Annotated in this window: 23 protein-coding genes; 6 read left to right on the top strand and 17 right to left on the bottom strand. The window is 36.1% G+C overall.

Features of this window, described 5'->3' with window-relative positions:
* Nucleotide 1: 1 nt before the first annotated feature.
* From QV06_RS11015 to QV06_RS11000, 4 genes are all read right to left on the bottom strand, one after another.
* Nucleotides 2-718, bottom strand: a complete 717-nt coding sequence (locus tag QV06_RS11015; RefSeq protein ID WP_209435897.1) for an amino acid ABC transporter permease — start codon at nucleotides 716-718, stop codon at nucleotides 2-4.
* Nucleotides 719-740: 22 nt separating this feature from the next.
* Nucleotides 741-1520, bottom strand: coding sequence for a transporter substrate-binding domain-containing protein (locus tag QV06_RS11010; protein ID WP_065234173.1), 780 nt, complete (start codon nucleotides 1518-1520; stop codon nucleotides 741-743).
* Between the two features lie 30 nt (nucleotides 1521-1550).
* Nucleotides 1551-2369 (bottom strand): transporter substrate-binding domain-containing protein, encoded by an 819-nt coding sequence (locus QV06_RS11005; RefSeq protein WP_065238179.1) that lies wholly within the window; start codon nucleotides 2367-2369, stop codon nucleotides 1551-1553.
* Nucleotides 2370-2587: 218 nt separating this feature from the next.
* On the bottom strand, nucleotides 2588-5644 hold the full coding sequence (locus QV06_RS11000) for a glycoside hydrolase family 2 TIM barrel-domain containing protein (protein WP_065238178.1): 3057 nt from the start codon (nucleotides 5642-5644) through the stop codon (nucleotides 2588-2590).
* A gap of 318 nt (nucleotides 5645-5962) precedes the next feature.
* Between QV06_RS11000 and dusB the strand changes: the two genes are divergently transcribed.
* Together dusB and fis are read left to right on the top strand one after the other, a co-directional pair.
* Entirely contained in the window at nucleotides 5963-6937 is a 975-nt protein-coding gene (gene dusB / locus QV06_RS10995) for a tRNA dihydrouridine synthase DusB (RefSeq protein WP_065238177.1), read from the top strand.
* Between the two features lie 27 nt (nucleotides 6938-6964).
* Complete coding sequence (gene fis, locus QV06_RS10990) at nucleotides 6965-7261, top strand: DNA-binding transcriptional regulator Fis (RefSeq protein WP_065234168.1); 297 nt, start codon at nucleotides 6965-6967, stop codon at nucleotides 7259-7261.
* Between the two features lie 106 nt (nucleotides 7262-7367).
* On the opposite strand, the gene QV06_RS10985 is transcribed toward fis, so the two are convergent.
* The 10 genes from QV06_RS10985 to QV06_RS10940 all read right to left on the bottom strand — a co-directional run bounded on the left by QV06_RS10985 (nucleotide 7368) and on the right by QV06_RS10940 (nucleotide 19247).
* A complete protein-coding gene (locus QV06_RS10985; protein WP_065238176.1) occupies nucleotides 7368-7688 on the bottom strand; it encodes a ComEA family DNA-binding protein in 321 nt (106 codons plus the stop codon).
* A 542-nt stretch (nucleotides 7689-8230) separates the two neighbouring features.
* Nucleotides 8231-8782 (bottom strand): NUDIX hydrolase, encoded by a 552-nt coding sequence (locus tag QV06_RS10980; protein WP_065238175.1) that lies wholly within the window; start codon nucleotides 8780-8782, stop codon nucleotides 8231-8233.
* Complete coding sequence (locus QV06_RS10975; protein ID WP_065238174.1) at nucleotides 8760-9893, bottom strand: hypothetical protein; 1134 nt, start codon at nucleotides 9891-9893, stop codon at nucleotides 8760-8762. The genes QV06_RS10980 and QV06_RS10975 overlap by 23 nt, the downstream gene beginning before the upstream one ends.
* 246 nt (nucleotides 9894-10139) lie before the next feature.
* Nucleotides 10140-11237, bottom strand: a complete 1098-nt coding sequence (gene glpQ / locus QV06_RS10970) for a glycerophosphodiester phosphodiesterase (protein WP_065238173.1) — start codon at nucleotides 11235-11237, stop codon at nucleotides 10140-10142.
* A 64-nt stretch (nucleotides 11238-11301) separates the two neighbouring features.
* A complete protein-coding gene (gene glpT / locus QV06_RS10965) occupies nucleotides 11302-12759 on the bottom strand; it encodes a glycerol-3-phosphate transporter (RefSeq protein WP_065238172.1) in 1458 nt (485 codons plus the stop codon).
* A 279-nt stretch (nucleotides 12760-13038) separates the two neighbouring features.
* Nucleotides 13039-13929, bottom strand: coding sequence for a UTP--glucose-1-phosphate uridylyltransferase GalU (galU, locus tag QV06_RS10960; protein ID WP_065238171.1), 891 nt, complete (start codon nucleotides 13927-13929; stop codon nucleotides 13039-13041).
* A gap of 85 nt (nucleotides 13930-14014) precedes the next feature.
* On the bottom strand, nucleotides 14015-15379 hold the full coding sequence (locus QV06_RS10955) for a phosphomannomutase/phosphoglucomutase (RefSeq protein WP_065238170.1): 1365 nt from the start codon (nucleotides 15377-15379) through the stop codon (nucleotides 14015-14017).
* A gap of 27 nt (nucleotides 15380-15406) precedes the next feature.
* Complete coding sequence (gene csrA, locus QV06_RS10950; RefSeq protein ID WP_065234162.1) at nucleotides 15407-15595, bottom strand: carbon storage regulator CsrA; 189 nt, start codon at nucleotides 15593-15595, stop codon at nucleotides 15407-15409.
* 105 nt (nucleotides 15596-15700) lie between these two features.
* Nucleotides 15701-18325: an alanine--tRNA ligase gene (alaS, locus tag QV06_RS10945; protein ID WP_065238169.1), complete on the bottom strand. Its 2625-nt coding sequence runs from the start codon at nucleotides 18323-18325 to the stop codon at nucleotides 15701-15703.
* Nucleotides 18326-18659: 334 nt separating this feature from the next.
* Nucleotides 18660-19247 (bottom strand): UbiX family flavin prenyltransferase, encoded by a 588-nt coding sequence (locus tag QV06_RS10940; protein ID WP_065238168.1) that lies wholly within the window; start codon nucleotides 19245-19247, stop codon nucleotides 18660-18662.
* 235 nt (nucleotides 19248-19482) lie between these two features.
* On the opposite strand from QV06_RS10940, the gene asd reads away from it, so the two are divergent.
* On the top strand, nucleotides 19483-20595 hold the full coding sequence (asd, locus tag QV06_RS10935) for an aspartate-semialdehyde dehydrogenase (protein WP_065238167.1): 1113 nt from the start codon (nucleotides 19483-19485) through the stop codon (nucleotides 20593-20595).
* Nucleotides 20596-20651: 56 nt separating this feature from the next.
* Entirely contained in the window at nucleotides 20652-21239 is a 588-nt protein-coding gene (locus tag QV06_RS10930) for a DNA glycosylase (RefSeq protein WP_065238166.1), read from the top strand.
* 43 nt (nucleotides 21240-21282) lie between these two features.
* Here QV06_RS10930 and cysS read toward each other — a convergent pair whose 3' ends face one another.
* A complete protein-coding gene (cysS, locus tag QV06_RS10925) occupies nucleotides 21283-22662 on the bottom strand; it encodes a cysteine--tRNA ligase (protein WP_065238165.1) in 1380 nt (459 codons plus the stop codon).
* A gap of 117 nt (nucleotides 22663-22779) precedes the next feature.
* On the opposite strand from cysS, the gene QV06_RS10920 reads away from it, so the two are divergent.
* On the top strand, nucleotides 22780-23292 hold the full coding sequence (locus tag QV06_RS10920) for a peptidylprolyl isomerase (RefSeq protein ID WP_065238164.1): 513 nt from the start codon (nucleotides 22780-22782) through the stop codon (nucleotides 23290-23292).
* 50 nt (nucleotides 23293-23342) lie between these two features.
* Here the strand turns inward: QV06_RS10920 and QV06_RS10915 are convergent, their stop codons facing one another.
* Nucleotides 23343-24257 carry a DMT family transporter gene (locus tag QV06_RS10915; protein ID WP_065238163.1) on the bottom strand — a complete coding sequence of 305 codons (915 nt, stop codon included), beginning with the start codon at nucleotides 24255-24257 and terminating at the stop codon, nucleotides 23343-23345.
* A gap of 172 nt (nucleotides 24258-24429) precedes the next feature.
* The gene (zapB, locus tag QV06_RS10910) at nucleotides 24430-24669 is read right to left on the bottom strand and encodes a cell division protein ZapB (RefSeq protein ID WP_065235139.1); all 240 of its coding nucleotides are present in this window, start codon (nucleotides 24667-24669) and stop codon (nucleotides 24430-24432) included.
* 169 nt (nucleotides 24670-24838) lie between these two features.
* On the opposite strand from zapB, the gene glpX reads away from it, so the two are divergent.
* A complete protein-coding gene (glpX, locus tag QV06_RS10905) occupies nucleotides 24839-25855 on the top strand; it encodes a class II fructose-bisphosphatase (protein WP_065235138.1) in 1017 nt (338 codons plus the stop codon).
* Nucleotides 25856-26008: the final 153 nt, after the last annotated feature.

Genomic DNA, 26008 nt, shown 5'->3' with positions numbered 1-26008 from the left:
CTTACCTCGCCACATACCGTTCAAAATGTTTTTCTAAACGTTGTTGCACATAACTTAATAATGCACACACAACCCAGTACATTAATGCAGCTTCACAATAAATCAGTAAGAACTCATAAGTACGTGATGAGATAATATTTGCCTGACGCATCATTTCTGGCACTAACACCACACTCGCTAAAGAAGTTTCTTTAACTAAGCCAATAAAACTATTGGAAAGTGGCGGTACAGCAACTCGTAACGCTTGTGGTCCAATAATTCGGAAAAAATTCTGCCAATAGCTCATACCAATTGTATAACCTGCCTCCCATTGCCCTTTTGGCACAGATAAGATGGCTGCCCGCACGGTTTCTGAAGCATAAGCCCCAGTATTTAATGAAAAAGCAATAATTGCGGTTGGCAATGGATCTAAAGTAATTCCAACATTTGGCAAAGCATAGAAAATAATAAATAACTGTGCCAATAATGGGGTACCACGAATCGCAGAAATATAAAAATTGGCTACACCATTTGCCACTTTGTGTACAAAATGTTTTTGTGGCGTTACTCGAATTAAAGCAATCGCTAATGCAATTAACATACCGAGTAAAAATGAAATAATAGTTAGTGGAATCGTGAAATAAACCATTCCCTCTAACATAGGAAAAAAAGCATCAATCGCAATTGATGCTTTATTATCATCCATCCAAGGAAGTGCACTCAGAATTGAGTGGGAAATTGCCGAGATGCTCTCCGTAATACTACTGCTCACTAATATCTACTCCAAAAAATTGTTTAGAAATGGCGGCTAATTTACCTTCCTTTTTCAGTTCTGTTAAGGCTTGATTTAATTTTTTTAACTTATCATTGTCATCTTTTCTAACGATAAATCCTGCACTTACTTTACCTTCTTCAGGTAAATCAATCACTTGGATCTTATCATTAGCATTTAATTTTTTCTGGTAATACAACACCGCAAGACGATCATTAAGTGTAAAATCGACACGTCCTTGTGCCACCAGTGCCATTTCTTGACCTAAGCCACCTTCGACTGGTACAACTTCTCCTTGATTCTGACGAACTAAATCAGCAAAGTTACTGGTAAATGCTAAACCACCTTTTAAGCCCTTAAGATCTTTTACTGCATGAACTTGGCTTAAACTACTACGTACGGCTAATGCTGCACCAGAATAACTATAAGGTAATGAACTTTGATATTTCTTTCTTCTTTCATCATTCATAGTAACTTGGTTTACCACTGTATCAAAACGCCCATTATTTAATCCTGCTAATAATGCATTCCAGGCAGTTTCTTTAAATTCAATTTTTAAACCAAGTTTTTCCGCTACTGCTCTAGCAACTTCAACATCGTAGCCGGTTAATTTGCCATTTTCATCATGATAAGTAAAAGGCGGGTAAGTTCCTTCAGTACCGACTGTCAGTGTATCTTTTGTCATCCAATCAGCTTGGTTAGCGAAAGCCGCTGTCGCACTAAAGAAGCCTAACACTACTAATCCTTTAACAATCTTACGTAGTAACATACCCACCTCCACTTATAAATACTGATTTAATTATTCAATAACAGAAACATCTTCACCAAAGAATTGAGTTGAAAGTTCTTTTAATTTGCCTTCTTTCTTTAATTTTTCGATAGCTGCATTAAATTTCGCAATCACCGCTTGGTTACCTTTATTGAAGACAAAACCAGAACCGACTGGTTGTGATTTATCACGTAATACAATTTCTAAATTTGCATTTGGGTGTTTATGTAAGAAATCTAATACTGCAAGGCGATCATTTAAGGTGACATCTGCACGGTTTTGTAACACCAGTTGGATTGCTTGCGCTAAGCCATCAACACCAACAATCTCTGCACCATTTTTAGTGGCTAATTCACCGTAATTACTGGTGAAAGATTGTGCTGATTTTAAACCTTTTAGATCTGCCCAGTCTTTAACACGGGTTTCACCTTTACGAGCCACCACAACTGCACCAGAATAACTATATTCTGTTGTTTTATCATATTTCGCACGACGTTCTGGTGAAGTTAAACCGACTTGGTTAGCAACAATATCAAAACGGTGGTTATTTAAGCCTGATAACATTGCATCCCATTGTGTTTCTTTAAAATCCACTTTCACGCCAAGCTCTTTTGCCACTAAACGAGTTAATTCAACATCATACCCGGTTAGTTTGCCTGACTCATCATGGTAAGTGAACGGAGGATAAGTTCCCTCTGTTCCTACAACGATTGTCCCATGTTCATTAACACGTTTTGCTAAATCTGCCGCTGCTTCTTCATTAGTTAATGCTAATGCAGATTGTGCTAATGCTAAACCTAAAGAAAGAACAAATGTTCCTTTCAAATATTTTTTAAATGTTGTTTTCATTGTGAATTCCTTAAATTAAATTTTAGACTTTATGAATAAATTTTAATGAGAGGTCGATAGAAAGGAAAATAGCTATTTTGCTTTATATATAGCTATAAGTTATAAGAAAAACCAATTTCGTGACTAAATTACCTGAAATTAGGTATAAAAATACCCATAATTTCTAGATTACTGCAAATCATGGGCATTTTTTACTTATAACAAAATACAAATGTTTATTACATCACTAAACCACTTAATGTAAAACTAAAACAGATCCGTTCCGTTGCAGGAATACGATATTCAGGGTGGACTTCTGCTCCCCAACTATCATCACCGCCTACGCCCATTTGTTTAGCTGCTACGGTCACTACTGTGTAATGGATTGGCGGTAATTCATAATGATGTTGTGCATTTTCTATTTCAAATGCTGTATAAGGTAAGAAGTTACACTCTAATGGCTGATCAACGGCTTCTATTTGGAAGCCAGCTGTTGCTGCTTGGTTATAACATTTTACCCAACGCACTCCCGTTCGATTCCCTGTTTCCTGCGGAATACTATAAGGTGCATAATTTTCGCTTACACAATTATGGAAAATCCCTAATTTTGCACCGCAACAACGATCTTGGTAATTTTCTGCTTCACCTAACCCATACCAACTTAATTGTTGATATTCCGCATCTGTCCGAAAACTTAATGCAAAAATTGGCAAATCAGGTAATCCCTCTTGCCCTTCATATTCACAAATTACCCTGATTTCACCAGAATCAAAGACACGATAAATTACAACTACGTTCAGTTGTTGATAAATTGGATAAATATAGGTGAATTTCACCTCCACACACTCATCAGCAATAGATTGCCATACCATTTCTTTACAACGCCCTGATAAGCTCGCCATTAACCAATATCCTGCTTTAAAACGTCTTGCTGTACCACGATCATTATCTGTTGTTGCACGCCAAAACAGTGGCATTGGTGCGGTCTTGATCAACTCTTTACCGTGATAAACCAAAGAGATCAGGCTTCCTTCTTGGCGAGAAAATAGTGCAGAAAAATGTTCCCCTCTCACGCCAAGATTAATATCTCCATTAATCACTGTTAATTTTTGGGTTGCTAATGCTGTTTCAGTTTGAATACCTTCAGCTTGACTAAAAATAAATTGTCCAAAAGCCATCTCACTATCCGCTTCTGCCCACACTGTTTTTTGCTTTAAATGAGCGGTTACTTGTACACAATACTCACCCGCTTGCTGTAAGTTTTCTTGATCCCATTCTAGTTGAATTTCTTCTGTGGATAAGGCAGGAATTATCGCTTCAAATCGAATTTGTTGCTGTTCTACACCATTCAACAGTAAATGTGCAATAAAGTAATAATCTTGCGTATCAATAAAACAATTTTCGTTACGAATTAATACCTTATCTTGTTGTGGCAATAATTTTAAATTTTGATAAAGGTATTTCACTTCTTGCATTTTAGGAGATAAAGTACGATCCGCAAATACTAGACCATTACAGCAGAAATTACGGTCCGTCGGACGATCATCAAAGTCGCCACCATAAGCAAGATAAGGCTTGCCATAACGATCTTTCTGCAATAATCCTTGATCGATAAAATCCCAAATAAAACCGCCTTGATACTGTTCATATTTTTCTAAGGCAATATATTTATCCAGATTGCCATTTGAATTTCCCATTGCATGAGTAAACTCACAGCTAATATATGGCTTAGCGGGTTGTTGTTGCAGATAAGCCTCTATTTCATCTGGTTTTGCATACATTCTGCTTTCCATATCGCTGATCTGATCAAATTCACGACAATGGAATACGCCTTCATAATGTACTAAACGATAAGGATCTTGTTGATGAAAATAACGAGAAACATTTAATAACACTTCTCCAGCATAAGATTCATTACCACAAGACCAAATTAAGATCGAGGCATGATTTTTATCTCGTTGATACATTGATTTAGCCCGATCTAATACAATCTCATTCCAACGCAGATCACTTCCTGGAATGTTCCAAGATGGCTCAACTTTTCCCATTTTTTGCCATGAACCGTGTGTTTCTAAATTCATTTCATCTATCACATATAAGCCATACTGATCACAAAGTTCATACCAAAGGGTTTGATTTGGATAATGTGAAGTACGTACAGCATTAAAATTATGCTGTTTTAATACCTGAATATCCCACAACATATCTTCTTGAGTAATCGCCCGCCCACGAACACAATTAAATTCATGTCGATTTACGCCTTTGAAGACAATGCGCTTACCATTTAATTGCATCACGCCATTCTTTAGTTCAAAACGGCGAAGACCTAATTGTTGAGGTATCACTTCAATTAGTTGTTGTTGCTCATCAAAGATTTCTAGATATAACTGATATAAATAAGGGGATTCAGCACTCCATAGATATGGCGATTGTACGGATAACGCTAATTCTGCTTGTTCTGCTGTGGTAGTACATTCCGTTGTAGCGATTAATTGATCTTGTTGATCAAACAATGATGCTTTAATTGTTTTGATCCCCATTGGACTAGCGGATAAAAATTGAGTTTTAAGTGTAATTTCTGCGTGGTTGAGATCTTCACTCACCGCAATTTTACTATCAAGATCATAGAGATGAATTTTAGGCACGGTATAAAGATAAACATCACGAAAAATCCCTGAGAAACGCCAAAAATCCTGATCTTCTAACCAACTGCCAGTACTACGTTGATAAACTGCTACTGCTAATTTATTTTCACCTGGTTGTAAAAAAGGCGTAAGTTCAAACTCTGCTGGCGTAAAAGAGTCTTCACTATATCCAGCAAATTCGCCATTTAACCAAATGAAAAATGCCGTTTCTACCCCTTGAAACGAAATAAACACAGGTTGAGTTTGCCAAGTTGCTGGAACAGAAAAATAGGTTACATAACTTCCCACACTGTTCTCCGCAACGGGAATCGCTGGTGGGCGAATATCTGCTTTACCATCCCAAGGGTACATCGTATTTACATAATGTGGTTGCACAAACCCTTGTAACTGAATATGCCCTGGTACTCTTATGGTTTGCCAGCTGCGATTATCATAGTCTAATTGATAAAAATCTGATGGCTGTTGTGCTAGGTTCTTTGCATAATGAAAAAACCAATCACCATTCAATGAATATCGCATTGGCATTTCACCTCTGCGTTTTGCTTCTCTTGTTGTAGCGTAATAACGATGATCTGAATGTGCTTGCAATCTATTGACTGCAAAAATGGCAGGATCGGATAACCATTGTAAGTCAGGTTTTCTCTGTTCCATATATTCTCCTTATTCCTTTGCGTTTGCACCTGAGAAATGTCATATGGAAAGAAATCATCGCTTTTTATTCCCTTTTTAGCAATTAGGTTTGATCAATTTTCGATTTTAATCATAAAAATTTTACATTGTTTAAACTTTCAGCGAATTAAGTCGAAAAAAAGTACACTTTTTCTTCGTAAAATCGCATTTAGGGCTTCACTATTGCTATAAAAGTGCGTATTATAAGCGACCGTTTCAGTCCCAAAGACTGGCGATTTTGTCATCATCAATTAATCCATAGAAGAACGAAAAAACGATAGGTAGCAATAGGTAATAAGTGTGCAGATTGGTCAATTTATTTTGAAAAATCCCGTCATCTTAGCACCTATGGCAGGGATTACTGATCTTCCTTTTCGGCGTATTTGTTCACAATATGGTGCGGCATTAACTTTCTCTGAAATGATGTCGACAAATCCTGATGTATGGCATACCGAAAAATCTAAATTACGTTTGGCTCATCATCCTGAGATTGGGATCAATGCTGTGCAAATTGCAGGTAGTGATCCGGATGAAATGGCTCAAGCAGCACAGGTTAATGTCGGTTACGGCGCAGAAATCATTGATATTAATATGGGTTGTCCTGCCAAGAAAGTGAATAAGAAATTGGCGGGTTCAGCGTTATTACAATATCCTGATCTCGTTGCTAAGATTTTAAAAGCCGTGGTAGATGCGGTTGATGTTCCCGTTACGTTAAAAATAAGAACTGGTTGGGATCAACAACATCGCAATTGCAGTTTAATTGCAAAAATAGCAGAAGATGCTGGAATTCAAGCACTCACTATTCATGGTCGCACTCGTGCTTGTCTATTTAATGGGCAAGCAGAATACGACAGTATTAAAGCTGTAAAACAAGCTGTATCAATTCCCGTCATTGCCAATGGCGATATTGATTCCGCAAACAAAGCCAAGGAAGTCTTAGATTATACAGGTGCTGATGCTGTTATGCTTGGCCGTGGAGCATTGGGAAATCCATGGATTTTTCGAGAAATTACCGAATTATTAGAGAAGAATAGCCCAGCATCTGACTTACCATTTTCTGAAAAGAAAGCGGTAATATTGCAGCATATTGCAAACTTGCATCAATTTTATGGTGCCGAGAAAGGTTATCGTATTGCACGTAAACACGTTGCTTGGTATGTGGATCGCTTCTGTTCATGCTCTGATTTTAAGAGATCTTTTAATGCTTTAACTGATCCAAATGATCAATTAGATGCATTAGAGGAATTTTTGTGTTCAATCCGACTAATGTCGTAATCATAATAAAGTAGATAAAGGGAAAAAATGTTCGAACAACGTAGCACTGCCGAAGCTTTAACTGTATCAACGTTAAATGCTCAAGCTCAAGTAACTAATAAACCATTACGTGATTCTGTAAAACAAGCATTAAAAAACTATTTAGCACAACTAAATGGACAAGATGTGAATGATCTCTATGAATTAGTATTAGCAGAAGTTGAGCATCCAATGTTGGATATGGTTATGCAATATACCCGTGGTAATCAAACTCGTGCTGCAACTATGTTAGGCATTAACCGCGGTACATTACGTAAAAAATTAAAAAAATACGGTATGGGCTGATTAAATACTGACCTTTTACAATAGAATCAAAAAGCTCCCAAATTGTCCTTAATTTGGGAGCTATTTTTTTACACTGCTAATCAATTATTGTGTTTGTCTATTTATCTTACTCAATCGTCATTCTCCCCTTATTTTTCTCAAAAATTGCACTGCCAATTCCTTTTACTTCTGTAAGCTGTTCTAAGGCTACAAACGGCCCATGCTGATCGCGATACTCAACAATAGCTTGTGCTTTTTTAGCACCAATGCCAACCAATCCTTTCTGTAACTGTTCAGCCGTCGCAGTATTTAAATTCACCTTATCGCTTTGTACTACCGTCGCTTCAACTTGTGTTTGGTCAGTCGCCTCTGTTGTTGCCATCGAAAAAGGGGTAAATAACACAGACAAAGAACCACAAATCATAAATAGAAGATGTTTTAATTTCATAAATACCTCATCAATAAATAACCATAGAATGTCATAGCATTATGACGAGAGTCATTGTGTAAAAGAGTCAAAACTGAATCTATGTTGAGGTATAGAAAATGGAAGTGAGATCGCAAAAAATAAATTTAATTAAATTGTGTTACATATTGAACTCAAGCTACTGGCAAACCTAAATTTATGCACAAATCTTAATAAATGTTTAATGGGTTCCCTCTCACACTTGCCCGAATGCAAATAAGATTTTTAGGCAAAAAAAGTGATCTTTTTTCGAACGGAGTGAGAAAAATCTCTGTTTTTTGCCGCCCGGAAAATCTTATTGGAATGAGGAATAGCAAGTGAGTGAGGGCGTGTTTATTCGCTTCACTCAGCCTTCAGGCTGTTGCTTTCAGCAACATTCAACGCTTTGCGTTGTCTTTTGCTTCATTTTCTTTGTACGAGCAATGACAAAAAGCGATAGCTTTTTGAACGTTGCTTGCAACGGCCCGTTAGGGTGAGCAAGCTTGCTTGCGAATAAAATGAAGTCGCCCTGCGAAACCTAAATGCTAATTAGATAACAAGCAGAAACCTATACCACAAACAGTAAAGCTATCAATAATCGCACCTTCTTTAATCAATTTAATAATATTATCAATAGTTTCCCATCTAAAATCTTCTATATTTTCCTCGGATTGCAAATGAATTTCTGGCAAGGACTGCTTAAGTTCAATTAAATAAAATGGTGTCATTGTTGCCATAATAGAAGAGCTTACTGCAATTTCACCTAACCTTTTGATTGAATCAATTTCAGGATTAAATGTAATGCCTGTTTCTTCAAATAATTCTCTAATCGCACACGCTTCCAAAGTTTCTCCTTGTTCAACATAACCTCTAGGAAACTCCAGACTCATTCGAGCAATCCCATAACGATAGTTATTAATTAATAATAATTTATCTTCAAATTTACAAATAGCGACTGCACCAGGATAAATTGTTTCTTTTTCGATTAAACGAAGATGTTCAAAAGATTTATTTGTTGTTTCCTCTATGACATTATTATTTTGCAATTCTAAGTATTTATTTTTAAATATCGTATTAATTTTTATTGTCTTTAACACTTGCCTTTACTCCTATTAATAAATTCTTAGACTCTGCTACACCAAGTAACCTTGTCTTTGGTAAAAGATAAGATATTGCTTTATGTGCAGCACTCACACCTCTATCACTCGCTTCATTTAATAGTTCATCAACAAGATAATTTACAATACCTGCAGGATTCGACACTAAGTCTAAGATCTCAATTTTTGATTTAATTTTTTTAATTGTTTTATATAAATTATAAGCTGTTATTAATATCCCACTATCAGCATAAGAATCAAATAATTTTTCATATACAATATCTAATGCATCGATACTTTTATATCGAAAAATTTCGCCTTCTTTGATAAAAGAACTATTATAGGAAATATCTATAATATCTGTTTTTAATTTTTCTTTCAAAATCACTGAATGTTCAGAAAACTCTCGTGCCAACATAGTTTCCAACAAATGATACACCTGTGATCGACTCTTAATATCAATATTACCTTCAATTAATTCTTTAAATTGTTGTAATGAATCAATATATATTTTTTTGAAATTTTCATCCATTTCTGAAAATTTACTAATATCAGTCAGCATATATGTCGATCTATTTAATAATAATGATCTTAAATCTAAAACAGCATTATCATTCCTTATTTTAAAAATATTATTTCCTGTTTCTTGATAAATATATTGAACAAACTCATTTAATGCAGTAAGTTTCTGAGCAATTTTTTCTTGCATTAAACTATCTTTTTCTATTTCTTGCTTAGTTAAATGATATGAACTAAACAAATAATGTTCTCTTAATTTCTCATGATAATATCTTTCAAAAGGATTCTCTTTGGCATTAAAGTCAAAATATCCATCTTCAATAAAATTATTATAAATATGAACATTAATACAATACTCTAAACCTTCCTTCTCTTTCTCTTTGACTTTTTTTGCAAAAAATTTTTTCACTTTAGGATCTGAAATAACCATTTCAAACCCTTGACTGTCAAAAATCATATTCGGATTCATTCCAATACTTTTTGCCATCAAAATACCTGATTTAAAACGTCTCGTGTAATGTGCATTATCATAAGTAGAGTTAACACTATCGCAGTCTGCAACATAAAGATTTGCTCGAAATAATTCTTTCATACAATCACCAATTATTGGAACGTTATGAGCTTAGTGGAGTAAGTTCAGAGATTAATTCCTTAATCGCCAACAAGCTTACAAAGGAATTTATTTAATTCTAGATAAAACGATTTATCAATTATCTAGCTGATAGCAAAACAATATCAGATCTTTGCATAATTAGATAAGAATTGATGGGAATTTTATTAAAAATGTGATCGAAATCTACCCAATATTCAAACAATATTGGGTAGTAATAAAAAAGAACTATTTTTTACATTGAGTTTCTAAGAATTTAACTGCTAAATCAGGAAAATCGGTAAATAATCCTGTTGCCCCTGCTTTGTTATATAACGCATCATACATTTCATTGACATCTTTCATATATTTAGGCAATGCGTCCTTACGTACAGTATAAGGATGTAACTCTAATTTCTGTTTAGCAATATCTTGTACCATCGGGGTATATTTAATATTACCTAATGTTGATTTCTCATCATCAACTAACATATACCAACCTGGTCCAACTCCATCCGCATATTTAGCAACTTCCGCCATTGCACCCAGTTTAAACATCCAGTCATAACTATAATTTACCCATTTACCTTGCGCATTTTTTTCTTCTGTTTCATGCCAATCGGTATAAGCAATTAATTGTACTAATTTAAGATCCATACCCAATTTTGGCTCTAGCTCTGTCTTAATTCGTTTTAACTCATTAAAATCAAAGGTTTGCAGGTAAACACGATCATTTTTACTGGTATAACCATATTTCTTCAATACCTTTAATGTTGCTAAAGCAATATCTTTACCCTCTTGATGGTGTAACCATGGTGCTTTAATTTCTGGATAGATACCAATTTTTTTACCTGTTGATTTCTCTAGCCCTTGAATAAACTCAATTTCTTCTTCAAAGGTATGGATTTTAAAATTAGATTTCCACATAGGGAAACGATCTGGATACACTTGGACTTGCTTACCATTTTCTGTTTTAAAATTTTCAGTCATATTCAGACTTTTAATTTCAGCTAAAGTGAAATCCATTACATAATACTTGCCATCCTTACGATGACGTTTTGGAAATTTTTGTGCTACATCAGTTAAGCCATCTAAGAAATGATCATGAATCACCACTAAATGATTATCTTTAGTCATCACCAAATCTTGTTCTAAGTAATCTGCTTGTTGCCCAAAAGCTAACGCTTTAGATTCTAAAGTATGCTCAGGGATATAACCACTTGCTCCACGATGAGCAATCACCAATTTTTCATCACACATATTGTTTTTTTCCATTGCAGATTGAGTTGCACAACCACTCAGCACGCCAGCCCCAATTAAAGCAATAACAAGGTTTGCTAATTTCATCATTTTCTCCTTTATATTTTAGATACAAAAAAGGCGATAAACTAGTTATCGCCTCTATTAGAAATTAATTACCGTAACGATCTTCTCGAGCAATTTTCGCTTTATGTTTACCTTCTTCCATCATAGTGATTAACATTAATACACAGGCTAATACTGAGCCACCTACCATAACGTAGAAACCGCCATCCCAGCCATAAGTATCAGATGCCCAACCAACAACCGCACTTGCAGCTACTGTACCACCAAGATATCCGAATAAGCCGGTAAAGCCTGCAGAAGTACCTGCTGCTTTTTTCGGTGCTAATTCAAGTGCATGTAAACCGATTAACATAACAGGACCATAGATAAGGAACCCAATAGTTGTCATAAGAATAAAATCTGTTAATTGATATGGATTTTTATACCATGGTAAGTTTGCATATTGTGCTAACTCTTCTTGTGGTGTTGCTGGGTTTAACCAGAAAACAACAACAGCAATCGTCACTAACACCATAAACACAAAACCAGTTAAACCACGTTTACCTTTAAACACTTTGTCAGATACCCAACCACAAAGTAATGTACCTGGAATCGCCGCAAACTCATAAATTGCATACGCTGACGCTGTACCTTTGATATCAAAGTGTTTCACTTCACCGAGGTAAACTGGAGACCATTTCAAAATACCGTAACGAATGAGATACACAAATACGTTCGCAATCGCAATGTACCAAAGTAAACGGTTTTTCAATACATAAGTAATGAAGATATCTTTAGTACTAAGATTATGTTCATAAGTTTTTTCATCATAATCTTCAGGATAGTCATTTTTATATTTCTCAATTGGTGGTAAACCACAGGATTGAGGGGTATCTTTCATAACAAAGAAAATAATGACAGCTGCAACCATTGCGGCAATACCTGGATAATACAATGCTTCTTGCCATACATGGGCAAAAGTCACTTTCGCCACTTCAGGGTGATTTGCTGCATAAATTGAACTTGCAATACCGACTAATACAGCTGGCATCATACCACCTAAGTTATGTGCAGTATTCCAAATAGAAACGATTGTTCCACGTTCTTTCTTTGACCACCAATGCACCATAGTACGGCCACAAGGAGGCCATCCCATACCTTGGAACCAACCATTGATAAACAAAATCACGAACATAATTAAAATGCCAGATGTTGCCCATGGAATTAATCCCATTAGGGTCATACATAACCCAGAAAGCGCCAAACCAAATGGTAAGAACATTTTTGGATTAGAACGGTCAGAAACAGCTGCCATAAAGAATTTTGATAAACCGTATGCTAAACCTGGTGCAATCCCAATAATACCAAGTTCGGTTTTAGTATACATTCCAGCTTCAATTAATCCTTTTTGAGCTAAATCAAAATTACTACGAACAAAGTAATAAGCTGCATAACCAAAGAAAATACCAAAAAATACTTGCCAACGTAACCGACGATACGTTGGATCAATTTGTGCTTCTGGAAGCATTGGCTTCTCAGGAGCGGGTTTCAAAAAACCAAACATAAGTAATCCTCCAATTTTTTATTATAAAGACTCAAAAGACTTCATGCGTAAAATAGCACAAAAACATAGGGTTGTTATCTAGATGATTTATTATTTGTGAGCGTTATCACAAAGAATTTTGATTTTTTATTTTCTTATGTTCAAATTTGAGTTTAAAAACTCAAAAAACGAACATAAAAAAGATAAAATTAGCGTTAGTAGAAATTTTTTAATGACAATTTACTATGGAATAGGTAGAAAAATAGGCTAAACTCAGTTTAGCCTATTCAAAAGAGATGATTATTTTAGCGTTTTTGATAATTGTAGAAGATATTGTTTAAATTCATCACCTAATTTTGGATGATGTAAACTATGCTCAACGAATGCTTGCATATAACCAATCTTATCACCACAGTCAAAAGTTCTACCTTTCATCGTAAAAGCTTCAACTGTTTCCTGTTTAATTAACAGATCGATAGCATCCGTTAACTGAATTTCATCACCAACCCCAACAGGCGTTCTTGCAAGCAGATCCCAAATTCCAGCTGAGAATACATAACGACCAACTACAGCATAATTAGATGGTGCAGTTTCAACACTCGGTTTTTCAACAATATTATGAATTACTGCATTTTCATTCGCATTTAAATCAACATCACCACAATCCACAATACCGTAACTAGAGACATCTTCTTGTGCCACAGGTGCTACCATAATTTGGCTGGCTTTAGTTTCATTAAAACGCTTGATCATCGCCGCAAGATTATCTTTTTTCTGATCCGCAGTAAACTCAGCCAAAATCACATCTGGTAAAACCACCGCAAATGGTTCGTTACCAACTAATGCTCGTCCACAGAGTACCGCATGCCCTAATCCTTTCGCATATCCTTGACGGACATGCATAATAGTCACATCTTTAGGACAAATTGAACGAACTTCTTCCAATAATTGACGTTTTACCCGTTTTTCTAACATCGTTTCTAATTCAAACGAAGTATCAAAATGGTTCTCTATCGCATTTTTTGAAGAATGTGTTACTAAAACAATCTCTTTAATGCCTGCAGCCACACACTCATTCACGATATATTGGATTAATGGTTTGTCCGCAATAGTTAGCATCTCTTTTGGAATTGCTTTGGTCGCTGGCAACATTCTTGTTCCCAAACCTGCAACAGGGATAATTGCTTTCATTCTTTTTCCTTTTATTTTCAACTACTAGATACAAATAACCGCACAAATGTGCGGTTATCTTACCTATCCCATTCGGGAAAATCGATTACTGACGTAACAAAGCTAAAACTTCGGCTGTTTTTTCTTCCATTAATGCTTTATTACCACGAGTTTCTAAGTTCAAACGTACAACAGGTTCTGTATTAGAAGAACGCAAATTGAAACGCCAATCTGGGTATTCAATGCTTATACCATCTAAATCATTCACACTTACTGCTCCTGGTGCATAAGCATTTTTCACTCGTTCAATGGCAACTTTCGCATCTGCCAATTTACTATTGATTTCACCTGGTGATGGGAAAGTTTCTACACTATTACCCACTAACTCACCTAAGGTTTTTCCTGTTGTGCAGAGTAACTCTGTCACTAATAACCACGGAATCATACCACTATCACAATAGAAGAAATCACGGAAATAGTGGTGCGCACTCATCTCTCCACCATAAACCGCATCTACACTACGCATTTTTTCTTTAATGAAAGAGTGGCCAGATTTAGACATTACTGCTTCACCGCCATTCTCTGCTACAATTTTTTCTGTATTCCAGATTAAACGTGGATCATAGATAATTTTGGCACCAGGCATTTTTTGTAAGAATGCTTGAGATAATAGGCCTACGATATAGTAACCTTCGATGAATTCTCCTTTTTCATCAAAAAGGAAACAACGGTCAAAGTCACCATCAAATGCTACGCCCATATCTGCTTTATGTTTTAAAACAGCATCAATAGTGTCTTGGCGATTTTCATGTAAAAGTGGGTTAGGAATACCATGAGGGAAAGTACCATCAGGATCATTATGAACTTTAATAAATTCTACTGGTACTTGTTTTTGTTTAAATACCGCTTCAATCTTATCAATAATTGGACCAGCGGCACCATTACCTGAGTTAATCACTAACTTTAATGGTTTTAACTTACTTAAATCAATATAAGAAAGAAGATGCGCTACATAGTCATCCACGACTGAAATTTGTTTATATTCACCACGTTTGGTAACTTCAGGGAAATTATTTTCCTCAGCTAAACGCTGAATATCTTTTAAACCTGTATCACTACTAATTGGACGAGAACCCTCACGTACAAGTTTCAAACCATTATAATCCATTGGATTATGGCTTGCTGTAACCTCGATTCCGCCATCGGTTTTTAAAAATGAGGTTGCAAAATAGATCTCTTCTGTCCCAGTTTGCCCAAGATCAATAACATCTACTCCTGAGTCTAATAATCCATTTGTTACAGCACTCTTTAGCTCTTTACTTGTCAGGCGAACATCTCCACCAACAACAATACTTTTCGGTTTTAAAAATTGCCCAAAAGCACGTCCGATTCGATAAGCTATATCTGCATTTAACTCTTCGCCTAATTTTCCTCGAATATCATAGGCTTTAAAGCAGGTTATTTTCTCCATGTTGTACCTCATTTTATATTGTCAAAATTATTCTTTGTCTTGCTCTTTTAGTTTCGCTTCTTTTACCTTGTGATAAATCTCTTCACGATAAATAGCAACATCCTTTGGTGCATCAACGCCAATTTTGACTTGATTGCCTCGTATCTCTAACACACTGATTGTAATATCATCACCGATTAATAATTTCTCATCCATTTTTCGAGTTAGAATTAACATAATTCACTCCTTTTCCTGTATTAATATTAGCGAAATTTATCAATCTCTACTTTCAGATAGGTTCATCGCACGAGGATGCCACCTCCTTAATAGAGGTGGACTAACTTATAGCTTATCCACTAACCAACTTTGCGCAAAGGCTAATGCTTCGTTTAATTTTTCAGGCTCATTACCACCAGCCATTGCCATATCTGGTCTGCCACCGCCTTTACCCCCAACAAATTGAGCAAGTAAATTAACTAATTCCCCTGCTTTTACTTTACTGGTTACATCTTGGGTAACACCAACAATAAGATTGACTTTTTCATCTTGTGTTGCACCAAAAACAATAACAGCGGAACCAAGTCGATTTTTCAAATCATCTACCATTAGTCGTAATGATTTTGGTTCAACACCATTTACTGCTTCAATGACTACTTTAACACCATTCAATTCTTGCGCTTGTTGCGCTAGATCAGAAACTGCTTGAACGGCAGATTTTTCTTTGAGTTGTTGCAGCTCTTTCTCTAATTTTTTCGCTCTATCTTGTAATTGTTGAATTTTTTCTACAACTGATGCGACATCAGATTTCAACAAATCTGCACTTTGTGTTAATAATGCTTGTTGAGCTAATACGGCATTAAATGCTTCTTCACCAGTTACAGCTTCGATACGGCGAGTTCCCGCAGCAATCGCACTTTCTGAAACAATCTTGAAGAAACCAATATCACCTGTTCGTTTTACATGGATCCCACCACAAAGTTCAACTGAGAAATCCCCCATAGTAATCACACGAACTTCATCACCATATTTCTCACCAAATAGTGCCATCGCACCTTTTGCTTTTGCCGATTCAATATCCATAACTTCTACTGTTACTGGATGATTCGCGCGCACTTGTTCGTTAACTAAACGCTCAATCTCTGCAAGTTGAGCCTTAGTAATTGCTTCTGGTTGTGAGAAGTCAAAGCGTAATACTTTGTCAGAAACCAATGAACCTTTTTGGACAACATGTGTACCTAATACTTGGCGTAATGCAGCATGTAACAAGTGAGTTGCAGAGTGATTCAAAGATGTTGCTTGACGACGTTTTGCATCAACAATCGCATTTAATGTCTGACCAACTTTAATCTGACCTTTTTCTAATTCACCAATATGTCCAAAAACCTGACCATACTTTTGGGTATCTTTTACTTGGAATAAAACATCTGCACTTTCTAATACACCGCTATCTCCAATTTGACCGCCTGATTCAGCATAGAATGGGGTATTTTCTAGAATAATTACGGCACTTTGTCCTGCATTAACTTCTTCAACCTGTTTTCCATCAATAAAGATTGCAGAAACTTTAGCGAGGCTTTCAACTTCATGATAACCTTCAAATGCGGTTGTTCCTTCAACACGAATCAAATTATTGTAGTCCATACCAAATTGGCTTGCTGCTTGTGCACGCTCACGCTGTGCATCCATTTCACGATTAAAGCCTTCTTCATCAATCGTAATATTACGTTCACGACAAACATCCGCCGTTAAATCAAGAGGGAAACCATAGGTATCATAAAGCTTAAATGCCACTTCTCCAGAAAGCACACTTCCATTTAATCCAGCAAGCTCAGAATCTAACAACGCTAAACCACGCTCTAATGTTCTCGCAAATTGTTCTTCTTCTAAACGTAATAATTTTTCTATATGTGCTTGTTTTTCTTTAACAATCTCACCAGCCTGAGCCATCACTTCGATCAAAGTTGGGACTAATTTATAGAAGAATGTTTCTTTTGCGCCTAATAGGTGACCATGACGTACTGCACGGCGAATAATACGACGCAATACATAACCACGGCCTTCATTAGATGGATATACACCATCAGCAATCAGATATGCACAAGAACGAATATGGTCAGAAATCACACGAAGAGATTTATTATTTAAATCTTTCTCACCTATAATTTCTGCCGCTTTAGCAATCAATACTTTAAAAATATCAATATCATAGTTTGAGTTTACGTGTTGCAAGACAGCACTAATTCGTTCTAATCCCATTCCTGTATCTACAGATGGTTTTGGCAATTTTTCCATTGTTCCATCTGCAAGGCGGTTATATTGCATAAATACCACGTTCCAGATCTCAATATAGCGATCGCCATCTTCTTCTGGTGAGCCAGGAGGACCTCCCAAAATATGATCACCATGATCATAGAAAATTTCTGTACACGGACCACATGGACCTGTATCACCCATTTGCCAGAAGTTATCAGAAGCATAAGGTGCGCCTTTATTATCTCCAATACGAATAATACGTTCTGCTGGTACGCCTACTTCCTTATGCCAAATATCATAAGCTTCATCATCCGTTTCATAGACAGTTACCCATAATTTTTCTTTTGGTAACCCTAACCATTGTGCTGAGGTCAAAAACTCCCACGCATAATGAATTGCATCTTTCTTAAAATAATCACCGAAACTAAAGTTACCTAACATTTCAAAGAAAGTATGGTGACGTGCGGTATATCCAACATTTTCAAGATCGTTATGCTTACCGCCAGCTCGCACACAACGTTGTGCTGTGGTTGCACGATGATAAGCGCGTTTATCAACACCTAAGAAAACATCTTTAAATTGATTCATCCCAGCATTAGTAAATAACAATGTCGGGTCGTTTTCTGGCACTAATGAACTACTCGCAACAATTTGGTGTCCTTTGCTATGAAAGAAATCTAAATAAGCTTGTCTAATTTCTGCCGTTGTTTTCATAAAAATCCTATTAGTTTTAAAAGAAGAATTTTCTTTTATATATCCTACAAATTTTCACGACATCTTAAAAAAGAAAAGAGAGGGGAAATTTGTATTTTACCGATAAAATAAACGGTGCTTATTCTTGCATATTTTTCTATTTTATTGAATGTAGAATAGGCATTTTCAGAGAAAATTCTTACTTTATACTAAGCGGAAACAAATTTAATCTCGTTATCATCTTGCTAAAAACTCCTCAATATGAGTTATCTTAACCCAATATGATGCACAATTTAGTGCGTTACCTCTCAAAATTAAGATTTTTTTCTATAAAAATACCTACTTTTTCAAAATTTTAGCGTTTACTAGTCCGAAAAGAACCTTGCCAACGCTCTGCATCTGGATATGCAATCCCTAAAGAATCTAACATTTTCGTTGTTTGTTGACGGATTAACTCATCTATCGATTGCGGCGGATGATAAAACGCAGGAATAGGGGGAATAATATGAGCCCCTAACTTCGCTAATTTAGTTAAATTTTCTAGATGGATCACACTTAAGGGAGTTTCTCTCGGCACAATAATTAATTTACGTTGTTCTTTTAAGGTTACATCTGCCGCCCTACCAATTAAACTGTCATGAAAACCGCACGCAATTCCAGCAACTGTCTTCATACTTGCAGGCACAATCACCATTGCATCAATTAAATAAGAGCCTGATGCAATAGTCGCTGCCATATCATGATTTGCATAATGATAATCCATTAGATCATAGAGGTTAGATAATTCTATTGTCGTTTCAATACGTAAATTTTCCCGCGCCCATTGGCTTACAACTCCGTGAATTTCTACATCAATCTTTAACTGGCGTAATGTTTGTAATAGATCGATTGCATAAACGATACCAGACGCACCAGAAATCCCAACAATAATTCGTTTTGTCATTATTTTCTCCAAGCGAATTTTGCTTTATTGCTCCATATATCATAGCAAATAAATATAAAAACCACCGTTGTTATAGCGATTCCCATACTGTTTGCTAAATACTTCAACAAATTTTAGACTTTTTCATCTTTTTTGAGAATCAACTATTGATTTAATTCATTTTATAGAGTAATTAATTAAGCCTTATCAAAAAAACACAGCATTTATTTCAAAATTAACTAATGAGGGTATAACAATGAAAAAAGTCGGTTTTATTGGTTGGCGCGGTATGGTGGGTTCAGTATTAATGGACCGTATGCAACAAGAACAAGATTTTGCCAATATTGCACCAACATTCTTTACTACATCACAAGCAGGTCAACCAGCGCCAACCTTTGCGGGAAAAGATGCAGGCGTTCTTCTTAATGCTTATGATCTTGATGCATTAAAACAACAAGAAATTATTGTTACTTGTCAAGGTGGGGATTATACCAATGAAGTATATCCTAAATTACGTGCTACTGGTTGGGACGGCTACTGGGTAGATGCAGCTTCTGCACTACGTATGGAAAAAGATGCCATTATCGTGCTTGACCCTGTCAATCAACATGTGATCGATAAAGGGTTGAAAGAAGGAATTAAAACTTATGTAGGTGGTAACTGTACAGTAAGTTTAATGTTAATGGCTTTAGGTGGTCTATTTGAACGTGACCTTGTTGAATGGGTTTCAGTCGCAACTTATCAAGCAGCAAGTGGCGCAGGTGCTAAAAATATGCGTGAATTATTAGTGCAAATGGGACAACTTCATGGCGTTGTTGAAGCAGAACTCAAGGATCCTGCTTCTTCAATTTTAGATATTGAACGTGCTGTTACTGCAAAAATGCGTGCAGATGACTTCCCAACTGATAACTTTGGCGCAGCATTAGGCGGTAGCTTAATTCCTTGGATTGATAAACTTCTAGAAAGTGGTCAAACCAAAGAAGAATGGAAAGGCTATGCTGAAACTAACAAAATTCTTGGTTTATCTGAAAACCCAGTTCCTATTGATGGTCTATGTGTACGTATCGGTGCATTACGCTGCCACAGCCAAGCATTTACTATCAAAATGAAGAAAGACTTACCTTTAGCAGAAATTGAACAAATTCTTGCTTCTCACAATGAGTGGGTCAAAGTTATTCCAAATGATAAAGAAACCACACTACGTGAATTAACACCAGCAAAAGTAACAGGCACTTTAAGCGTACCAGTGGGTCGTTTACGTAAACTCAATATGGGACCTAAATATCTAGCGGCTTTCACCGTAGGTGACCAATTACTTTGGGGTGCAGCAGAACCAATCCGCCGTATCTTAAAACAATTAGTTGCTTAATCATTTTTATTTTTCTAGCTCGCTCACTAAGGGCGAGCTTTTTATTTTATTCAATTATGACAGAAAATATTGAAATACATCCATTATCCCCTTTTCTACCACCTAACGCTAAAATGCTGATGTTAGGCAGTTTCCCACCACCGAAACATCGTTGGAAAATGAACTTTTACTACCCTAATTTTCAAAACGATATGTGGCGTATCTATGGATTAGTCTTTTTTGATAATAAAGATTATTTTTTGAATGAAGATAAAACTGCTTTTGATCAGCCTAGGATCGAACAGTTTTTACAAGAAAAAGGCATTGCCGTCTTTGATAGCGGCTACAAAATTTTTCGCCAACAAGGTAACGCTTCCGATAAATTTTTACAAATTATTGAACCTGTGGATATTGCTAAACTCTTAAGCAAAATTCCTCACTGTCATACAATTATGACCGCTGGCGAGAAAGCAACTGAAACACTACTTTCTTTATTACCGAATAAGATTGATACCCCTGCTACTGGAGAGAGTTGCCAATTCGAGATCAATAACCAACTATATCGGTTATACCGTTTACCCTCTTCTTCACGAGCTTATCCACTCGCCCTCAATAAAAAAGCCGAAATTTATCGGCAGTTTTTTATTGATATTAGTATGTTATAGCGTCCTTGATCATAAGGACGCTTTCTACTATCACCTACGTAAATTACGCTTTACGCCAAGTCGTGCCACTTGCACTATCTTCAATCACCACGCCCATTTCTTTTAATTTATCTCGTGCTGCATCTGCTGCTGCCCAATCTTTATTGACTCGAGCTTGATTACGTTGCTGGATTAATGCTTCAATCACTTGGGTTTCATCATCATCTAAGCCAGCTTGTAAAAAGGTTTCTGGATCTTGGTATAACAAACCTAATACACCAGCTAACTCACGCATCCTAGCAGCAAAAGCATCTGCTTGTGGTTGCTGTTCTGCTTTTAATTTATTTAATTCTCGTGCCATATCGAATAATACGGATAATGCACCTGGTGTATTAAAATCATCGTCCATCGCAGCTTTAAATGCGTCAACAAAATCTTCTCCTCCTGCTGGCGCAATAGTCGCATCTGTACCACGTAAAGCCGTATATAAACGCTCTAATGCTGAATGGGCTAATTTAAGATTTTCTTCACTGTAATTCAGTTGGCTACGATAATGTGCGGTTAATAAGAAATAACGTACACTTTCTGCATCATAATGTTGCAATACATCACGGATAGTAAAGAAATTGCCTAACGATTTAGACATCTTTTCTTTATCGACCATAATCATCCCAGAATGTAACCAGTAATTCACATAGGCCCCACCATGTGCACAGCACGATTGTGCAATTTCATTTTCATGATGAGGGAACATCAAATCTGAACCACCACCATGAATATCAAAATGTTCGCCCAGTTGCTTGCAGTTCATCGCAGAACATTCAATATGCCACCCAGGACGTCCTGCTCCCCAAGGTGACTGCCAGCTAGGTTCATTCTCTTTTGACATTTTCCATAAGACAAAATCCATTGGATTTTTCTTAATCCCATTAATTTCAACTCTTGCCCCTGCTTGTAATTGACTGAGATCTTGGCGTGATAATTTACCATAATCGGCAAAGGAATCGACATCAAACATCACATCACCATTATCTGCAATATAGGCGTGTCCATTAGCAATTAATTTCTCAACTAAAGCGATAATTTCTGCAATATGATGAGTTGCTCTTGGTTCAAAATCGGGGCGTAAAATATTTAATGCATCAAAATCTCGATACATCTCTGCAACCATACGATCTACTAATTGCTCGCAAGTTTCATGATTTTCTAATGCTCTTTTAATAATTTTGTCATCTACATCCGTAATATTACGTACATAAGTCAGTTGATACCCTAAATAACGTAAATAGCGTGCAATTACATCAAAGCTAACAAATGTTCTTCCGTGTCCAATATGACAAAGATCATAAACAGTTACTCCACAAACATACATTCCGACTTGATTTGGATGAATAGGGGTAAAAATTTCTTTTTCTCGTTTTAACGTATTGAAAATCTTTAACATATTAATGACCTTTTATAAATAATGAACTACATCTGCTCGATTTCACAAAAATAGACCACTTTTGTATTTTGTGGAATAATAACGCCGTTTTTTACAACGCTATTTAAGGAACAGCTAATGATAATACTACATACCAATTTTGGCGATATTAAAATCGCATTAAATTTTGAAAAAGCACCAATTACCGCAGAAAACTTTCTAAATTACTGCAAAGAAGGCTTTTATAACAATACTATTTTCCATCGTGTTATTGATGGCTTTATGATTCAAGGCGGTGGTATGGAACCGGGAATGAAAGAAAAAGCCACTAAAGCTCCGATTCGTAATGAAGCAAATAATCGTTTAAGTAATAAACGTGGCACCATCTCAATGGCACGTACTTCTGATCCACATTCAGCTTCAGCACAATTCTTCATTAATGTTGCTGATAATGCTTTCTTAGATTACCGTGCTAAAGAGATGTTCGGTCGTGAAGTTGTCCAAGAGTGGGGTTATGCTGTATTTGGTGAAGTAGTCGAAGGTATGGATGTTGTTGATAAAATCCGTGGCGTAAAAACTACTCGCAAAGGCTACCATGATGATGTCCCAGTAGAGGATGTTATTATTCAATCTGTTACTGTAGAAGAGTAATCTCTATTATCCTAGGTACAACGGTATCTAGGATAATTCCTTAATCCATATTACTTGCCAATAAATTTATGCCCTGCTGAGGAAAAGAAAGCTCCAAAAACTACAACACCCGCACCTAAATAACTCACTATATTTAAACTTGGATAACTAAAATAACTTGGCGCGATAAGGGCAAAAAGATACGAAAATAGCATAGTCACAATCGGGATCAATGGCATAATCATACTAATTTTAGATACATCCCACCGATTTAACGCCTCAGCATAACAACCATAAGCTAAGATAGTCCCGACACATCCATAAAATAAAAACAGTAAAGTAATTGGCGAAAGCGTAGCTAATTGAGATGGATCTGCCGTTGGTAAAAACACTAATGTACACCCTAAATACATCACAAATAAAATTTGTTGGGAACTAAAATGTCTGAGTAAAAATTTCTGTGCCACTGCATAAACTACCCACACTACACTCGACATCACACAGAAGAAAATACCTAATGAAAAATTATTCACATAAGAAAAATCAGCAAAACGATCATTAAAAAATAAACCTAATCCTATTAATAAAATAAACAATCCGATTTTTTGATGACGTAATAGTTTTTCTTTAAAAATAAAAATGCCACAAATTAGCATAAAAAAGGAAGATAACGGACTTAATACTTGACTTACTGTCGCCGGAATATATTTGAGAGTTAAATTATATAGTAGAAAATTTGCACAAAGCCCCATAATCCCTAATAACAGAAAAATAAGATGCTGGCGTTTTAATAATGGACGCAAAGCCTGTTTTTTCCCCATAAAGAGAATAAGATAAGCACCCACAGCAGCAACGAAAAACCGGCACCAAACAACGGTTTGATTATCGATATAAGGTAATACAGGTTGCAAAATAATAGGTAATGTTCCCCACATCAAAATTGCAATTAATACTAAAATAAACCCAATAATAGGTTGCTGTTTCATCTTATCAATCCTATCAATATTTCTTTTACATCATTTCTACAATAGTGGTTAAACAAGAAAATAGAATCAAATCTAATTATGATCAGATCTGATTCTATTCTCTATTTTGCAGAAAAATGAACCCACTTTATTAAGCCATAATAAAGTGGGTTGCTATCAAAAAAGCGTTTAATTAAACGTTCTCAATTTGTCCAATTAATGAACGTAAACGTTCTTGCCAACGTTGTTGTTCTTCTTTTAATTGTGCATTTTCTGCATTAAGTTGAGATTTTTCTGCTTGAAGAGCTTGATTTGCTTGTTCTGCGTTTGCTTTTTGCTCTTTTAATTCTTCAATTTCAAGTTGAAGAAGTTGGATAGTTTCTACTGCTTGTTTAATTTTTGCTTCAAGTTGATCTAAGATTTCTAAAGACATTGTTATTCTTCCTCATTAGTTGTCCAATACATCAGGATGGCTAACATTCTATCTTAGATAAGATTCCATTTCATCTAAATTAAAAAAATCTTTCACAAATTAGTTAAGCAATCGTTTGCCAAGTGCTAGAATTAGGCGGTTTTGACAATCAATAGGGTAAGGAAAAATTATGAAAAGAGCATTGGCAATTGAATTTTCTCGTGTCACCGAGGCTGCAGCATTAGCGGGTTTCTCATGGCTAGGTCGTGGAGATAAAAATGCAGCAGATGCAGCTGCTGTGAAAGCGATGCGGACGATGTTAAATCAAATTGAAATGAACGGAGAAATTGTTATCGGTGAGGGTGAAATAGATGAAGCGCCAATGCTATATATTGGAGAAAAGCTAGGTAAAGGAACTCAAGAAGAACCAATTGCCATTGCAGTTGACCCTATCGAAGGTACTCGTATGGTAGCCATGGGACAAGCTAATGCGATTGCTGTATTAGCTGCTGGTGGTCCGAATACATTTCTACGTGCACCTGATATGTATATGGAAAAATTAGTCGTTGGTCCAGAAGTGAAAGGTATGGTTGATCTCAATCTTCCTTTAGAACAAAACTTACGTCGTGTTGCTTCAAAAATGGGTAAATTGTTATCTCAACTTACTGTGGTCACCTTAGATAAACCACGTCATAAAAATGTGATTTATAAAATGCAACAACTTGGTGTCAAAGTTTTGGCAATTCCTGATGGTGATGTCGCTGCTGCATTGCTTTGTTGTTTACCTGATACAGGTGTCGATATGATGTATTGTATTGGTGGTGCGCCAGAGGGAGTAGTAGCTGCTGCAGGAATTCGTGCTTTAGGTGGTGAAATGCAAGCTCGCTTACTAACCAGAGAGGTTGTTAAAGGCGATAGTGAAGAAAACCGTCAGTTTGCAGAAAGCGAACGCCGTCGCTGCCAAGAAATGGGTGTAGAGATTAATAAAGTATTACTGCTTGATGAGTTAGTCCGCGATGATAATCTTGTTTTCTCAGCTACGGGAATTACCCATGGCGATTTACTCAAAGGTGTACACCGTAAAGGTGATATCGCAACAACAGAAACCCTCCTGATTCGTGGACGTTCTCGGACAATTCGTCGTATTCAATCATTCCACTATTTAGATAGAAAAGATCCTGAAATCTATCGTTTAATCAATCAATAATTGCACTAAATAGATAAAGGTGTAGTAGACAAAATGGATGCTGATTTTAAAAAAACTACACCAAGTGGACAAAGTGGTTGCTAATAATTATTTTCTAAGATTATTAGCAACTCTTTTTATTTAAAAAATCTTGTATAAACATAATCTTACGTT

The organism is Gallibacterium genomosp. 3 (assembly GCF_001678475.1).
Lineage (GTDB): Bacteria > Pseudomonadota > Gammaproteobacteria > Enterobacterales > Pasteurellaceae > Gallibacterium > Gallibacterium faecale.
This window is presented reverse-complemented; position numbering and strand designations above follow the sequence as displayed.

Excerpts from the sequence above, each read along its gene's own strand:
- QV06_RS11010 (WP_065234173.1), bottom strand. The coding sequence starts at position 1,520 with ATGTTACTACGTAAGATTGTTAAAGGATTAGTAGTGTTAGGCTTCTTT.
- QV06_RS11005 (WP_065238179.1), bottom strand. The coding sequence starts at position 2,369 with ATGAAAACAACATTTAAAAAATATTTGAAAGGAACATTTGTTCTTTCT.
- QV06_RS11000 (WP_065238178.1), bottom strand. The coding sequence starts at position 5,644 with ATGGAACAGAGAAAACCTGACTTACAATGGTTATCCGATCCTGCCATT.
- fis (WP_065234168.1), top strand. The coding sequence starts at position 6,965 with ATGTTCGAACAACGTAGCACTGCCGAAGCTTTAACTGTATCAACGTTA.
- QV06_RS10985 (WP_065238176.1), bottom strand. The coding sequence starts at position 7,688 with ATGAAATTAAAACATCTTCTATTTATGATTTGTGGTTCTTTGTCTGTG.
- QV06_RS10975 (WP_065238174.1), bottom strand. The coding sequence starts at position 9,893 with ATGAAAGAATTATTTCGAGCAAATCTTTATGTTGCAGACTGCGATAGT.
- glpQ (WP_065238173.1), bottom strand. The coding sequence starts at position 11,237 with ATGAAATTAGCAAACCTTGTTATTGCTTTAATTGGGGCTGGCGTGCTG.
- glpT (WP_065238172.1), bottom strand. The coding sequence starts at position 12,759 with ATGTTTGGTTTTTTGAAACCCGCTCCTGAGAAGCCAATGCTTCCAGAA.
- galU (WP_065238171.1), bottom strand. The coding sequence starts at position 13,929 with ATGAAAGCAATTATCCCTGTTGCAGGTTTGGGAACAAGAATGTTGCCA.
- QV06_RS10955 (WP_065238170.1), bottom strand. The coding sequence starts at position 15,379 with ATGGAGAAAATAACCTGCTTTAAAGCCTATGATATTCGAGGAAAATTA.
- csrA (WP_065234162.1), bottom strand. The coding sequence starts at position 15,595 with ATGTTAATTCTAACTCGAAAAATGGATGAGAAATTATTAATCGGTGAT.
- alaS (WP_065238169.1), bottom strand. The coding sequence starts at position 18,325 with ATGAAAACAACGGCAGAAATTAGACAAGCTTATTTAGATTTCTTTCAT.
- QV06_RS10940 (WP_065238168.1), bottom strand. The coding sequence starts at position 19,247 with ATGACAAAACGAATTATTGTTGGGATTTCTGGTGCGTCTGGTATCGTT.
- asd (WP_065238167.1), top strand. The coding sequence starts at position 19,483 with ATGAAAAAAGTCGGTTTTATTGGTTGGCGCGGTATGGTGGGTTCAGTA.
- QV06_RS10930 (WP_065238166.1), top strand. The coding sequence starts at position 20,652 with ATGACAGAAAATATTGAAATACATCCATTATCCCCTTTTCTACCACCT.
- cysS (WP_065238165.1), bottom strand. The coding sequence starts at position 22,662 with ATGTTAAAGATTTTCAATACGTTAAAACGAGAAAAAGAAATTTTTACC.
- QV06_RS10920 (WP_065238164.1), top strand. The coding sequence starts at position 22,780 with ATGATAATACTACATACCAATTTTGGCGATATTAAAATCGCATTAAAT.
- QV06_RS10915 (WP_065238163.1), bottom strand. The coding sequence starts at position 24,257 with ATGAAACAGCAACCTATTATTGGGTTTATTTTAGTATTAATTGCAATT.
- zapB (WP_065235139.1), bottom strand. The coding sequence starts at position 24,669 with ATGTCTTTAGAAATCTTAGATCAACTTGAAGCAAAAATTAAACAAGCA.
- glpX (WP_065235138.1), top strand. The coding sequence starts at position 24,839 with ATGAAAAGAGCATTGGCAATTGAATTTTCTCGTGTCACCGAGGCTGCA.